At 69.5% G+C, this 13,007-nt stretch carries 13 protein-coding genes and 1 tRNA gene; 6 read left to right on the plus strand and 8 right to left on the minus strand.

What is annotated here, in order from left to right; genetic code table 11:
• Nucleotides 1-7 precede the first annotated feature (7 nt).
• A complete protein-coding gene (locus WBG06_RS02465; RefSeq protein ID WP_336734803.1) occupies nucleotides 8-673 on the plus strand; it encodes a DUF4328 domain-containing protein in 666 nt (221 codons plus the stop codon).
• Between the two features lie 148 nt (nucleotides 674-821).
• On the opposite strand, the gene WBG06_RS02470 is transcribed toward WBG06_RS02465, so the two are convergent.
• Both WBG06_RS02470 and WBG06_RS02475 read right to left on the minus strand, forming a co-directional pair.
• On the minus strand, nucleotides 822-2,372 hold the full coding sequence (locus tag WBG06_RS02470) for an FMN-binding glutamate synthase family protein (RefSeq protein WP_336734805.1): 1,551 nt from the start codon (nucleotides 2,370-2,372) through the stop codon (nucleotides 822-824).
• A 61-nt stretch (nucleotides 2,373-2,433) separates the two neighbouring features.
• Nucleotides 2,434-3,435: an LLM class F420-dependent oxidoreductase gene (locus WBG06_RS02475; RefSeq protein WP_336734807.1), complete on the minus strand. Its 1,002-nt coding sequence runs from the start codon at nucleotides 3,433-3,435 to the stop codon at nucleotides 2,434-2,436.
• A gap of 100 nt (nucleotides 3,436-3,535) precedes the next feature.
• Here WBG06_RS02475 and WBG06_RS02480 point away from each other — a divergent pair, with 100 nt between their 5' ends.
• From WBG06_RS02480 to pdxY, 4 genes are read left to right on the plus strand one after another with little or no spacing between them, the layout of a single operon-like run.
• A complete protein-coding gene (locus WBG06_RS02480) occupies nucleotides 3,536-4,225 on the plus strand; it encodes a uracil-DNA glycosylase (protein ID WP_336734809.1) in 690 nt (229 codons plus the stop codon).
• Nucleotides 4,226-4,259: 34 nt separating this feature from the next.
• The gene (locus WBG06_RS02485) at nucleotides 4,260-4,841 is read left to right on the plus strand and encodes a hypothetical protein (RefSeq protein WP_336734811.1); all 582 of its coding nucleotides are present in this window, start codon (nucleotides 4,260-4,262) and stop codon (nucleotides 4,839-4,841) included.
• A gap of 14 nt (nucleotides 4,842-4,855) precedes the next feature.
• Entirely contained in the window at nucleotides 4,856-5,461 is a 606-nt protein-coding gene (locus WBG06_RS02490; RefSeq protein ID WP_336734813.1) for a rhomboid family intramembrane serine protease, read from the plus strand.
• A gap of 24 nt (nucleotides 5,462-5,485) precedes the next feature.
• Entirely contained in the window at nucleotides 5,486-6,334 is an 849-nt protein-coding gene (gene pdxY / locus WBG06_RS02495; protein ID WP_336734815.1) for a pyridoxal kinase PdxY, read from the plus strand.
• Between the two features lie 8 nt (nucleotides 6,335-6,342).
• Here pdxY and WBG06_RS02500 read toward each other — a convergent pair.
• Nucleotides 6,343-6,418, minus strand: a tRNA-Thr gene (locus WBG06_RS02500).
• Between the two features lie 176 nt (nucleotides 6,419-6,594).
• Here WBG06_RS02500 and WBG06_RS02505 point away from each other — a divergent pair.
• Nucleotides 6,595-8,124, plus strand: coding sequence for an alanine/glycine:cation symporter family protein (locus tag WBG06_RS02505; protein WP_336734817.1), 1,530 nt, complete (start codon nucleotides 6,595-6,597; stop codon nucleotides 8,122-8,124).
• A 17-nt stretch (nucleotides 8,125-8,141) separates the two neighbouring features.
• On the opposite strand, the gene WBG06_RS02510 is transcribed toward WBG06_RS02505, so the two are convergent.
• The 5 genes from WBG06_RS02510 to nirD are packed head-to-tail and all read right to left on the minus strand — an operon-like array spanning nucleotide 8,142 to nucleotide 12,966.
• A complete protein-coding gene (locus WBG06_RS02510; RefSeq protein ID WP_336734819.1) occupies nucleotides 8,142-9,665 on the minus strand; it encodes a metallophosphoesterase in 1,524 nt (507 codons plus the stop codon).
• A 50-nt stretch (nucleotides 9,666-9,715) separates the two neighbouring features.
• Nucleotides 9,716-10,669 (minus strand): 23S rRNA (guanosine(2251)-2'-O)-methyltransferase RlmB, encoded by a 954-nt coding sequence (rlmB, locus tag WBG06_RS02515; protein ID WP_336734821.1) that lies wholly within the window; start codon nucleotides 10,667-10,669, stop codon nucleotides 9,716-9,718.
• Nucleotides 10,669-12,057, minus strand: coding sequence for a cysteine--tRNA ligase (cysS, locus tag WBG06_RS02520; protein ID WP_336734824.1), 1,389 nt, complete (start codon nucleotides 12,055-12,057; stop codon nucleotides 10,669-10,671). The genes rlmB and cysS overlap by 1 nt, the downstream gene beginning before the upstream one ends.
• 30 nt (nucleotides 12,058-12,087) lie before the next feature.
• The gene (gene ispF, locus WBG06_RS02525) at nucleotides 12,088-12,570 is read right to left on the minus strand and encodes a 2-C-methyl-D-erythritol 2,4-cyclodiphosphate synthase (RefSeq protein ID WP_336734826.1); all 483 of its coding nucleotides are present in this window, start codon (nucleotides 12,568-12,570) and stop codon (nucleotides 12,088-12,090) included.
• A 39-nt stretch (nucleotides 12,571-12,609) separates the two neighbouring features.
• Nucleotides 12,610-12,966 (minus strand): nitrite reductase small subunit NirD, encoded by a 357-nt coding sequence (gene nirD, locus WBG06_RS02530; protein ID WP_336734828.1) that lies wholly within the window; start codon nucleotides 12,964-12,966, stop codon nucleotides 12,610-12,612.
• Nucleotides 12,967-13,007 lie beyond the last annotated feature (41 nt).

The following is a 13,007-nucleotide window of genomic DNA, read 5'->3' on the forward strand; positions in this document are numbered from 1 at the left end:
CCCTGCCATGACCAGCCTCGATGACGCCCCGCCAAGGTCGGTGCGGACGCCGGGGTCAACGAGACGTCTCGCCAACGCCGCGATCCTGCTGGCGTGCGGATGGCTGGTCCTGGACGTCGTGTCGCTGACGCTCGCGTTCCCTCTGGCGGAGTGGTATCGGACGTACGCATCCATGCCGGACGAGAGGGCGGCACACGCGCTGCTCGACCAGCCGATGACTGCCTGGGACAACTACTACTGGGTCGATCCGGCGCGGTTCATCCTGATGGTTGCGACGCTCGTGGTCGTGTCCCGGTGGATCGAGCGGAGCAGTCAGGTCATCGAGCCGCCGTACGTCTCGGGCCTGTCCTGGGCGGCGTGGGTCATGCCCATCGTCAACTTCTGGCGGCCGTTCCAGCTTGTTCGTGGGCTCTTCACCGCGTCGACGGGCCGTCGGAGCTGGATCCTCCCGGCTTGGTGGACGGTCTGGATCGCGCGCTTCCTGTTGAGCACTCACATCCAGATCGATGTCGACCTCGTCTATGGCTCAGCAGGGGTCGAGCGCGCAGACAAGACCCTGATCTTCGGCCACATCGGGTTGGTGATTCTCACCGGTGCCGGGCTGCTTCTCTGGATCCAGATCATCCGCACCATCAGCGCGACGCAGCTCCCCGCGAAGCCAGACGCAGCGTAGACCGCGCCTGAGTCACCGACAGTGGCCGACGCACCCGAGACGTCACCCCCGCCGGCCGAGGCGTCAACCCCGTCGATCGAGACGTCAACCCCGTCGGCCGAGACGTCACCTGGTGCCACCTCGGCCGACGTACCTGACGCCTCGGCGATCAGGCGGTGTTCGGCTTCTCGTTGAACGTACGGTGCGGGTGCACGATGTCGAGGAGGTCGTCGACCACGTCGGCGCCGAGGGCACCCCAGTGGTCCTTGTAGCCGTAGACGCCGGCGAGGGTGCGTGACTCGTAGTCGCCGTTCATGACCTCGATGTCGTGGGGCGTGATCAGACCGGGGTGAGCGACCCCGACGGCGGCGGAGACCTTGGTCAACTCCCGGCGCAGCGTCCGGAGGTAACTGGCACAGCGGTCACCCTTGTCCAGCGGGTCCAGGCCACCGGAGAGCCACTTGCTCTGCGTCGCGACGCCGGTCGGACAGGTGTCCTCGTGGCACTTCTGGGCCTGGATGCAGCCGATCGACATCATCGCCTCGCGGCCGACGTTGAGCATGTCGGCACCGAGTGCGAAGGCGACGGCGGCGTTCTCCGGAAGACCCAGCTTGGCCGACCCGATGAACGTGACCGAGTCGGTGAGGCCGAGCTCGGCGAAGGTGCCGTAGACCCGCGAGAAGCCGATCCGGTAGGGCATCGCGACGGCGTCGGAGAAGATCAGCGGCGCGGCACCGGTGCCGCCCTCGCTGCCGTCGACGGTGATGAAGTCGACGCCGCGCTCCCCTGACCGCATCTGGCCAGCGAGCTCCTGCCAGAACTCCATCTCCCCGACGGCCGACTTGATCCCGACCGGCAGCCCGGTCTCGGCGGCGATCATCTCGACGAAGTCGAGCATCGAGTCCACGTCGGTGAAGGCGGAGTGCCGAGACGGCGAGGCGCAGTCCTTGCCGACCTCGATGCCACGGATCTCGGCGATCTCCGGGCTCACCTTGGCCGCGGGCAGCAGCCCACCGAGCCCCGGTTTCGCTCCCTGCGAGAGCTTGATCTCGATCGCCTTGACCGGCGCCGTGGCGATCTTCTCCTTCAGCCGATCGAGGGAGAAGCTGCCGTCGGCGTTCCGGCAGCCGAAGTAGGCGGTGCCGATCTGCCACACCAGATCCGCACCACCCTCGAGGTGGTAGGGCGAGAGACCGCCCTCGCCCGTGTTGTGCATCGCACCGGCCTTGAACGCGCCCCGGTTGAGCGCCGTGATCGCCGGCCCGGACAGCGACCCGAACGACATCGCCGAGATGTTGACGACCGACTCCGGACGGAACGCCTTCGCCCGCCCGCGCGGACCCCCGAGCACCTTCGCCGAGGGCAGCCTGGCGGACTGGTCGTGGTCGTCCGGGAGGCTGTCTGCGAACGTACGGTGCTTGATGTGGATGTGGCCCTGCGTGTGCTCGATGTCGTTGTCGGTGCCGAAGCCGAAGTAGTTGTTCTGCCCCTTGGCCGAGGCGTACACCCAACGCCGCTGGTCGCGGCTGAACGGCCGCTCCTCGTCGTTGCCGGTGACGATGTACTGCCGCAGCTCCGGCCCGATCTTCTCCATCAGGTAGCGCGCGTGCCCGATCACCGGGAAGTTCCGCAGGATCGCGTGCTTGCGCTGGGTCAGGTCGCGCGCGGCGACCACACCGGCGGCGACCGCCGCTCCCCCGATGAGGGTCGTCATCTTCATGTACGTCTTCCTACCTGCCGACCATCTCGTTGTAAACGTCCGCGACGTGTCGCGGCGTCGTTCAGGCGAGCTGGGGCACGACCTTCGACTCGAAGAGCTCGATGGAGGAGCGGTCGTAGGCCGCGTCGGCGAAGTAGCCGATGGCGTACGTCATGCCCAGCTTCTCCACGGCCGCGAGCTTCTCCGCAGCCTGCTCCGGCGTGCCGACGAGCGAGGTCGGGCCGTCGACCGCACCGTTGACGACCTCGGCCGCCTTCGCCGCGCCCAGGTGCGGCACCAGCCGAGCCTCCCAGGCCTTGACCTTCTCGGCGACCTCGGCCTCGTTCTCGCCGAGCAGCACGTTGTAGTTCGACGAGCGGGTGATCTCCGCGAAGTCGCGCCCGAGGGTCTCGCAGTGGCCGCGCAGGATGTCGGACTTCGCCTGGAAGGTCTCCGGGTCACCGAGGAAGTTGGTGTAGTCGGCGTACTGCGCAGCGATCTTCAGGGTGACCTTCTCGCCGCCGCCCGCGATCCACAGCGGGATGCCGGAACGCCCCTGCTGAAGCGGCAGCGGCTGACAGATGGCGCCGTCGACCTGGTAGTACTTCCCGTCCAACGACGAGACGCCTGTGGTCCAGGCCTGCTGGAAGATCTGGACGCCTTCGCGGAGCATCCCGAGCCGGTCGCGCGCCTCCGGGAAGCCGTAGCCGTAGGCCCGCCACTCGTGCTCGTACCAGCCGGCGCCGATGCCCATCTCGATCCGGCCGCCGCTGATGTGGTCGGCCGTGGCGGCGACCTTCGCCAGGTAGGCCGGGTTGCGATAGGACATGCAGGAGCACATCTGGCCGAGGCGCACCCGCGACGTCACCGCGCCCAGCCCGGCCATCAGGGTCCAGGCCTCGTGCGTCGCCTGGTCCGAAGGCTCCGGGGTCGTGTGAAAATGGTCGTAGACCCAGATGCTCTCGAAGGCGGAACCGGAGTCTGCGTACGTCGCCAGGTCCTTCATCGTCGTCCACTGGTCCGCGGGGTCGATCCCGACGAGGTCGAAGCGCCATCCCTGCGGGACGAACAAACCGAACTTCATGTCTACTCCTTGATGAGTCCACCTGAGCTGCCACAGACAACCTAACCGTCGGCGCCAGCCGATACGCTCCTCATTTATGAGCGAGCGACAGCGAGCGACCATGAGTGCTCTGGCAGGACTGGTGGACAAGGGCCTGATGGCCGCCGACTGGGCCGAGGCGATGGCGCCGGTCGAGCCGCAGATCGAGCAGATGGGCCGGTTCCTGCGCGACGAGCTGGCGGCCAGGCGCCCCTACCTCCCCGACGGCGACCGCATCTTCAACGCCTTCAGGCGCCCGCTGCGCGACGTACGCGTCCTGATCGTCGGCCAGGACCCCTACCCGACCATCGGGCATCCGATCGGCCTGAGCTTCGCGGTCGAGAAGGACGTACGTCCGCTGCCGGCGTCGCTGCGCAACATCTACGCCGAGCTGGCGACCGACCTCGACCTGAAGATGCCCGAGCACGGCGACCTGTCGACCTGGGCCGACCGCGGGGTGATGCTGCTCAACACCTCGCTGACCGTCCGGCCCGGTGCCCCGGCGTCGCACTCGAAGAAGGGCTGGGAAGAGGTCACCGGGCGGGCGATCGACGTCCTCGGCCGCCGCGGCGGACCGCTGGTCGCGATCCTGTGGGGCCGGCATGCGCAGAATCTCGAGCCGCGTCTCAACGGGGTGCCCGCGATCAAGTCCGTCCACCCCTCGCCGCTCTCCGCGCGTCGCGGCTTCTTCGGCTCGCGGCCGTTCTCCCGCGCCAACGCGCTCCTGGTCGAGCAGGGCGGTGCGCCGATCGACTGGTCCCTGCCGGACTAGGATCGAGGTCAACGACGCGGTGAACGGGGGCCAGGTGGGCGAGAACGCGACCGGAGCGCCACTCTCGGTGTCGGGCCGGCTCAAGGTCGTCGGCACCATCGTCGTCATCCTGCTCGCCGTCTGGGCCGCCGCGCTCGGCGGCCGGATCCTGCTCGACCGGACCGGTCCGCCGGAGTATCCCGCGAGCGACGTACGCGACTGGGCGACCTTCGCCGACCACCTCGTCCTCGGCACCGCCGGCCCCGCCGACACCGACCGGTTCGACGTCACCACCGTCCTGTGGAGCCGGCAGGGAGCCCACCCGATCGGTCGCCGGATCGCCGTCGAGAGCGAGATGACCACAGGCGAGGCGTACGCGGTGCCGGTGGCCTGGCTCGACGACGGCAGCAGCGACGGGCGCTGGGTGGCACTCGCCGCCGATGCCGTGATCCCCCTCGAGGGCGGGCGCCTGGACCCCGATGCCGCGGCCGGCGGCGGTGCGACCTGGGCGGCCGAGCACGCCGGGGAGTCACCTCGGACCCTCGCCACCGAGCTCTACGAGACCGGGCCCCACCCGGCAGCCGTCCCCTACCTCTACGAGAGTCTCGAGCAACGCCTCGCCGCTGTGGAGCGGTAGGTAAGATTTCTGGCGTGAGCCAGGATTCCCCCACACGGCCCCAGCGCGCCAGCTGGCTTCGGGCCGGCATCTGGGCGCTCGGCTTCGTTGCTCTGCTGTGGGTGCTCGAGGCCACCGACTACATCAGCGGTCATCAGCTCGACACGCTCGGCATCCAGCCACGCACCGACGCCGGCCTGCTCGGCATCGTCTTCGCCCCGGTCCTCCACTTCGGCTGGGCCCATCTCTACGGCAACACCCTGCCCGCACTCATCCTCGGCTTCCTGGTGCTCGCCTCGGGCGTCGGCCGCGGGATCGTGGCGACGCTCATCATCTGGGTGGTCGGCGGGGTCGGCGTCTGGCTGATGTCGCCTCCGGGCAGCATCACCGCCGGCACCTCGATGCTGATCTTCGGCTGGTTGGTCTACCTGATCATGCGTGGCCTGTTCAGCCACCGCATCAGCCAGATCGTCATCGGCGTACTCATCTTCCTGGCCTACGGCAGCCTCCTCCTCGGCGTGCTCCCCGGCCAGACCGGCGTCTCCTGGCAGGGCCACCTCTTCGGCGCCATCGGTGGCGCGCTGGCCGCGTGGCTGCTCAACGACCCGCCGTCGAAATCGCCCCAGAAGAAGGCCGCCTGAGCTCGCTGGAGCAGAATGCTGCCCATGCAGATCCTCTCCATCCAGTCGCACGTGGCGTTCGGCTACGTCGGCAACTCGGCGGCCGTCTTCCCGATCCAGCGTCTCGGTCACGAGGTCTGGCCGGTGCTGACGGTCAACTTCTCCAACCACACCGGCTACGGCGCTTGGCGCGGGCCGGTCGTGGCCGCGGACCAGGTCGCCGAGGTCATCGAGGGGATCTCCGAGCGCGACGGTCTCTCCACCGTCTCCGCGGTCCTGTCCGGCTATCAGGGCGACCCGGCCGTCGGCGCGATCATCCTGGACTCCGTACGCCGCGTGAAGGCGCTCAACCCGCGGGCCCTCTACTGCTGCGACCCGGTGATGGGCGACGTCGGGCGCGGGATGTTCGTCCGTGAGGGCATCCCGGAGTTCATGCGCGACGAGGTCGTGCCCGCCGCCGACGTGATCACGCCCAACCACTTCGAGCTCAACTTCCTGGCGGGCGTCGAGTCGACCAACACCCTGCAGGAGGTGCTCGCCGCCGTCGACGTCGTCCGCGAGTCCGGTCCCTCGAACGTGCTGGTGACCTCGGTGATCACCCAGGACCCCAACCACCTCGACCTGGTCGCGGTCTCCGACGAGGGCGCCTGGTCGGTCACCACTCCCCTGCTCCCGATCTCCCCCAACGGAGGCGGCGACGTCACCGCCGCGGTCTACCTCTCCCACCTGCTCTCGACCGGCTCGACCCCGGCCGCCCTCGGCCACACCGCGAACACCCTCTTCGCCATCCTCGAGCGCACCTTGAGGTCGGGTCGCCGCGAGCTCGAGCTCGTCGCCTCCCAGGACGACATCGCCAACCCGCCGACGACGTACGAGGTCACGCAGCTCCGCTGAGAGGTGAGTGGAGCCGGTGACAGGAGTCGAACCCGCGACATTTCGCTTACAAGGCGAACGCTCTACCAACTGAGCTACACCGGCATGCCGTACGTCTCCGCGACGGCGCGACAATCGTAGCCAGTCGCGGCTCCGAGTGGGATATCCGGGACGTCGTTCGGGCGACGACACGCCTGACCGCAACCCTCATGGGCTGCCCCGCGGCGTACGTCTGAGAGGGTGTGGCCTCATCCGAGGACGTCGAGGAGATGGGGAGACGGATGACGGACATCTTGGGCGCGATCAACGGGATCGTGTGGAGCAACTGGCTGGTGTATCTCTGTCTGGCGGCGGGGGTGTACTTCTCGCTGCGGTCGCGGTTCCTGCAGGTCCGGCACTTCCCGGAGATGATCCGGCTCCTCGTACGCGGCGAGAAGTCTGCCGCCGGGGTCTCCTCGTTCCAGGCGCTGGCGATGTCGCTGGCCGGTCGGGTCGGGACGGGCAACATCGCCGGTGTCGCGACCGCGATCGCGTTCGGCGGGCCGGGGGCGATGTTCTGGATGTGGACGGTCGCGTTCCTCGGGGCCTCGACCTCGTTCGTGGAGAGCACGCTCGGTCAGGTCTACAAGACCCGTGACCCGCTGACCGGTGAGTATCGCGGCGGTCCCGCCTACTACTTCAGCCGGGCGTTCGCGCACACCCGCTTCAGCCGCGGCTTCACCGTCTACGGGTTCGTCTTCGCGGCCGTGACCGTGCTCGCCTGCGGTGTGCTCCTTCCCGGCGTCCAGGCCAACTCGATGACCGCTGGCATGACCAACGCCTGGGGCGTCCCGGCCTGGGTCGTCGCGGTCGCGACGGTCATCGTGTTCGCGTTCGTCGTGGTCGGCGGCGTCAAGCGGATCGCGTCCTTCGCGACGCTCGTGGTGCCGTTCATGGCGGTCGCCTACGTCGCTGCCGCCATGGTGGTCGTGGTCGTCAACGCCGACCGGATCCCGAGCGTCCTCAGCGACATCTTCTCGAGCGCCTTCGGCCTCCACTCCGCGTTCGGCGCCGTGCTCGGCCTGGCCGTGATGTGGGGCGTCAAGCGCGGCATCTACTCCAACGAGGCCGGGCAGGGGACCGGTCCGCACGCGGCGGCAGCGGCCGAGGTCTCCCACCCGGCCAAGCAGGGGCTCGTGCAGGCCTTCGCCGTGTACGTCGACACGCTGTTCGTCTGCTCGGCGACGGGTTTCCTCATGCTGTCCACCGGCGCCTACCGCGTCTTCGAGGGCGGCAGCGAGAGCGGCGACGTGATCGCGGACGGTGGCGTTCTCGCCGCCGGCGCGGAGGTCGGCCCGGCCTACACGCAGTCGGCATTCGACACAGTGTTCCCGGGCATCGGCGCCTCCTTCATCGCCATCTCCCTGGCGTTCTTCTGCTTCACGACGATGGTCGCCTACTACTACATGGCCGAGACGAACCTCCGGTTCATCGTCGGCCGGTACGCGACCGTTCGGCTGGGCGGCCGCCGCGGCGTCTCGCTCGGCCGCGTGGTCACGCTGGCGCTCCAGGCGGTGATCCTCGTCGCCTCCGCGTACGGCTGCGTCTCCACCGCCAGCGACGCCTGGACGCTCGGCGACATCGGCGTCGGCCTGATGGCATGGCTCAACATCTTGGGCATCCTCGTCCTCCAGCAGCCCGCGTTCGCGGCGCTGCGTGACTACGAGAAGCAGAAGAAGCAGGGCCTCGACCCGGTCTTCGACCCGCTGGCGCTGGGCATCACCGGGGCCACCTACTGGGAGACCTACGAGCCCGAGAAGCAGCGGGTCTAGGGCATGTCGCCCTAGCCTCATTCGGTCCCGGTGCGTTCCAGCGGGACGTAGTCGTGGGCGGTGAGGACGCCGTTGGTCTCCAGCTCGACCGACTGGACTCCGACGGGGAGGCCGTCGGCGTAGGTGATCAGGGTGATCTCGGCGGTGCGACGGATCTTCCCCATCGCGAAGGCGTACGCAGCGCCACCGGTGGTGCCGTTGGTGTAGGTCCAGCCGATCTCACCGTTCTCGCCGGCCACCTCGGTCGGGCCCTGGTGCACGTGGCGGTGGCCGCCGACGACGAGCGTCGCGCAACCGCGGCGCAGGGTCTCGCGGCCGAGGGACGGGTCGTGGACGAGAAGGGTGGCGACCGGCTTCCCCTCGTCCATCGAGTCGCAGGCGATGTCGGCCAGCTTCGCACCGGCCTCGGCGAAGCTGACATCCTTCTCGTCGACCCAGTTGCCGAGGCCGCTGGTGCGCGGGTCGGGAACGCCGAGGAGCGTGGAGCCGCCCGGGCCGTCGACGACCTCGCCGTCGAGGACGGTCCAGCCCTTCTTGGCCAGGTAGGTGCCGACCGTCGGACCGTGGTCGTGGTTGCCGGTGACCGCCCACTTGTCGAGGCCGTCGCTGGCGTCGGTGAGGGAGTCGAGGGAGAAGGTCTCCCAGTCAGACCCTGTCGAGGTGTCGTCGCCGGCGTCGAGGATGCCGGTCGCACCACCCTCGTCGGCGATCGCGCGCACGACCGCGTCCATGCCCACGTTGTCGTGGCGGTCGGAGACGAGGGCGGCCACGGTCTCGCCCTCGGCCGGCTCGTGCAGCGCCAGGTCCGGCACCTTCGCCACCACCTTCTCGTAGAAGGTCCGGCTGGAGTTGTAGGTGTCGACGGCACTGGCCACGAGCCTGCGGGTCTGGTTGGCGTAGGCGTCGCCGCGGACCTCCACCCCGTCCAACTCGGCGGGCACAGGGATCTCCGGGCCGAGGAAGCGGGCCAGCGGGGACCAGCCACCGGCGACCGGCCCGGCCTCCTTGTCCGTCGTGGGCGCACCGGCCTCGCCCCAGGGTTGCCAGACGGCGACCGCGAGCACTGCCACCGTGACCAGGCCGACCCCGGCGGTCGTCAGCCCGCGCCGCGTACGGACCGCCTCTCTCGTACGTCTGCGCAGGTCAGCACGGCGTTCGGCGCCGGGCATCCACCACAGCAGGACTCCCCCGGCGACGATCGCCAGGGAGATGGCGGCACCGCGGATCACGGCCGCGACGAGCATCGACTCGACCTGCTCCACCACCACGGCACGCTGCCCGTCGGGCGCCGAGCCGAGCACCGCGTAGCGCTCGAAGAGCTCGTCCATCGACCGCAGCTCGGTCTTCCCGAGCGTGACATCGACCCCGACCGGCCCGGCCACGTCCAGACGTACGTCGGGAAGGACCGGTCCGGTGTGGATGATCGCCGTGCCCGACAATGTCGGGCGCAGGACCGAGTCGTGGCCGGCCAGGACCACCTGGCGCTCGCTGGACAGGAAGAGCCACGCGCTCGACCCCACGGTGAGCGCGAGCCACAGCACTCCTAGCCCCGCCCAGACGGCGAGGCCACGGAGCAGACTGTTGGTCGGGATCAGCGACGCGCCTCCGCGACGGCGTAGAGCACCACCGACGCAGCGACGCCGGCGTTGAGAGACTCGACCGAGTTGACCATCGGGATCGACACTATCTGGTCGCAGGTCTCCTGGACCAGGCGCGAGAGCCCGCCACCCTCGGCACCGACGACGACCACCAGCGGACCGTCGGCGAGGCCGTCGGGAGCGCCCAGCTCGGGCAGCGTGATGTCGCCGTCCATGTCGAGCCCGACGACCATGCAGCCGGCGTCCTGGTAGGCCTTCAGCTGTCGGGTCAGGTTGACCGTCTGGGCGACCGGGATCCGGGCCGCGGCGCCGGCGCTCGTCTTCCAGGCTGCGGCGGTCATCCCGGCCGCGCGTCGCTCCGGGATCACCACGCCGTGGGCCCCGAAGGCCGCGGCGGAACGTACGATCGCACCCAGGTTGCGCGGGTCGGTGACCTGGTCGAGCGCCACGATCAGCGCCTTCTCACCGACCTCGGCGGCTCGGTCGATCAGGTCGTCCGCGTGGGCGTACTCGTAGGCCGGGATCCGCGCGGCCAGCCCCTGGTGGCCGTTGAACCCGGTCATCCGGTCGAGCTCGACCTTGGTCACCTCGAGCAGCGAGATGCCCTTCTCGGAGGCGAGCAGGAACGCCTCGCGCAGCCGTCCGTCGCGCTCGGCGCCCTCGGCGACGTAGACACCGTTGACCGGTACGTCCTCGCGCAGCGCCTCCACCACCGAGTTGCGCCCGATGATCCACTCGGCGTCGCCCGCCGCCCGCTTGCGCGGACCCTTGTTGCGCTGCTCGGCAGCCTGGGCCGCCTTGTGGGCCTTGTGGTAGGGCCGGTCCTTCGCCTTCGGCGTCGGTCCCTTGCCCTCCAGGCCCTTGCGGCGGTTGCCACCGGTGCCGACCTGGGCACCCTTCTTACGGCCCTTCGCGATCGCACCGCGACGCTGGGAGTTGCCTGCCATCAGTTAACGCTCCATTTCGGACCCTCAGGGGTGTCCTCGATCTCGATCCCGGCTTCCTTGAGCCGGTCTCGCAGTGCATCTGCGCGGGCCCAGTCCTTGGCGGCGCGCGCCTGCGCGCGCTCGTCCAGGACCCCGCGGACCAGTACGTCGAGCGCACCGGTCAGCTTCTCGTCGTCCCCGCTCGCCGGACCCCACGCAGGATCGTCCGGGTCCAGACCGAGCACGTCCAGCATCCCGCGCACGGCCGCAGCCTCGGCGGCCGCGGAATCCCCGGCGGAGAGCCGACGGTTGCCCTCGCGCACGGTGTCGTGCAGAACCGCGACGGCCCCGGGGGTGCCGAGGTCGTCGTCCATCGCCTCGCGGAACGCGTCCGGGACCGCGCCGGTCTCCGACGAGTCCGCGCGCTCGAGGAACGACTCGATCCGCTGGAACGCCGACGCCGCCTCATCCAGCGCGGAGAAGGAGAACTCGACGTGGGACCGGTAGTGCGCAGCGACCAGGTAGTAGCGCAGCTCGATGCCGCGTACCTTCTTCAGGACCTCGGGGATGACCAGCGAGTTGCCCAGCGACTTCGACATCTTCTCGCCGGAGGTGGTGATCCAGGCGTTGTGGAGCCAGTAGCTGGCGAACGGCCGGCCGGCAGCGCGTGACTGTGCCTGCTCGTTCTCGTGGTGCGGGAAGCGCAGGTCGAGGCCGCCACCGTGGAAGTCGAAGGCGGGGCCGAGGTATTTGCCGGCCATCGCCGAGCACTCGATGTGCCAGCCGGGGCGTCCCAGACCCCACGGCGAGGGCCATGAGGCGGTCTCCGGCTCAGAGACCTTCCGGCCCTTCCACAGCGCGAAGTCGCGCGGGTCGCGCTTGCCCCGCGGGTCCGCGTCGGCGGCGGCCTCCATGTCCTCGACCTTCTGCCCCGACAGCTCGCCGTAGGCGGGCCAGGAGCGGACGTCGAAGTAGACGTCGGCCGAGCCGTCCTCGGCGGCGTAGGCGTGGCCCTTCGCGATCAGCTCCTCGATCAGCTCGATGATCTCGGGGATGTGACCGGTGGCCAGCGGCTCGTAGGTGGGCCGGGCGACGTTGAGCGAGGCATAGGCGGCGTCGAGCTCGCGGTGCATCTCGTAGCCGAGGTTGTACCAGGGGCGTCCCTGGTCGGCCGACTTCGCCAGGATCTTGTCGTCGATGTCGGTGACGTTGCGGATGAACGTGGTCTCATAGCCGGAGACCCGCAGCCAGCGCTGCAGCACGTCGAAGTTCACCCCGCTGCGCACATGCCCGACATGCGGCTCGCTCTGCACGGTCAGACCACAGACATAGAGCGACGCCTTGCCGGGCTGCAAGGGAGTGAAGTCACGTACTTCACGGGTCGCCGAGTCGTAGAGCCTGAGTGCCATGCCCCAAGTCTAGGGACGTACGCGTGTTCCCTACCTATCGCGACGCACGATGAGCGCGGTTGCGATCGCGGCGACACCTTCACCTCGTCCGGTGAGCCCGAGACCGTCGGAGGTCGTCGCCGTCACCGTGACCGGCGCGCCGGCCGCCGCGGAGAGCGCCTGGTTGGCCTCGTCGCGGCGCGGACCGATCTTGGGCCGGTTGCCGATCACCTGGACCGCGACGTTGCCGATCTCGAACCCGGCCTCCCGGACCCGCCGTGCGGCTTCCGCCAGCAGGACGACTCCCGCCGCCCCGGCCCACTCGGGCTCGGAGATGCCGAAGTTCGACCCCAGGTCGCCGAGTCCGGCCGCGGAGAAGAGCGCGTCGCAGCAGGCGTGGGCGGCGACGTCGCCGTCGGAGTGCCCGGCGAGACCCTGCTTCTCGTCGGGAAAGGCGAGACCGGCGACGTGCATCGGGACACCGTCGGCAAGGCTGTGTACGTCGGTCCCGATGCCGATCAGTGGAAGCTGCACGCTGCGTAGTCTCCCAGATCCCCCACGCGCGAGACGCAGTCAGACCACCTTCCGGTGCCCGACCTGGACGAGACCGTCGACGACCCGGACCTCGTAGACGGGGACGCTCACGTGCGGGTCCTCCAGACACCGTCCGGTACGCAGGTCGAACCCGTGCCGGTGAGCGGGCGAGGCGACGAACGGCACCCCGTCGCGGATCCCGACGATGCCCTTGGCGATCGCCGAGGTCTTGGCGAACGGGTCGTGGTTGCCCAGGGCGTAGACCGTGTCGTCCGGCAGCCGGAAGATCGCGATGGCCTGGCCGTGGACCAGCGCGGTGGCGCCGCGCTCCACGTCGAGCGCGCCGACCGGGCAGACGGGGTGCCAGTCGCCCTGGTCCTCCCGTCGCACTCTCATGCCGCCGGCCCGAGCCGTTTCGTCGACATACGTCGGGTCCT

The organism is Nocardioides sp. CCNWLW239, from assembly GCF_037137035.1.
Classification (GTDB): domain Bacteria; phylum Actinomycetota; class Actinomycetes; order Propionibacteriales; family Nocardioidaceae; genus Nocardioides.

What these genes read in the sequence shown, in the direction of transcription:
- WBG06_RS02465 (WP_336734803.1), top strand. Translation starts at nt 8, where the DNA reads ATGACCAGCCTCGATGACGCCCCGCCAAGGTCGGTGCGGACGCCGGGG.
- WBG06_RS02470 (WP_336734805.1), bottom strand. Translation starts at nt 2,372, where the DNA reads ATGAAGATGACGACCCTCATCGGGGGAGCGGCGGTCGCCGCCGGTGTG.
- WBG06_RS02475 (WP_336734807.1), bottom strand. Translation starts at nt 3,435, where the DNA reads ATGAAGTTCGGTTTGTTCGTCCCGCAGGGATGGCGCTTCGACCTCGTC.
- WBG06_RS02480 (WP_336734809.1), top strand. Translation starts at nt 3,536, where the DNA reads ATGAGTGCTCTGGCAGGACTGGTGGACAAGGGCCTGATGGCCGCCGAC.
- pdxY (WP_336734815.1), top strand. Translation starts at nt 5,486, where the DNA reads ATGCAGATCCTCTCCATCCAGTCGCACGTGGCGTTCGGCTACGTCGGC.
- WBG06_RS02505 (WP_336734817.1), top strand. Translation starts at nt 6,595, where the DNA reads ATGACGGACATCTTGGGCGCGATCAACGGGATCGTGTGGAGCAACTGG.
- rlmB (WP_336734821.1), bottom strand. Translation starts at nt 10,669, where the DNA reads ATGGCAGGCAACTCCCAGCGTCGCGGTGCGATCGCGAAGGGCCGTAAG.
- cysS (WP_336734824.1), bottom strand. Translation starts at nt 12,057, where the DNA reads ATGGCACTCAGGCTCTACGACTCGGCGACCCGTGAAGTACGTGACTTC.
- nirD (WP_336734828.1), bottom strand. Translation starts at nt 12,966, where the DNA reads ATGAGAGTGCGACGGGAGGACCAGGGCGACTGGCACCCCGTCTGCCCG.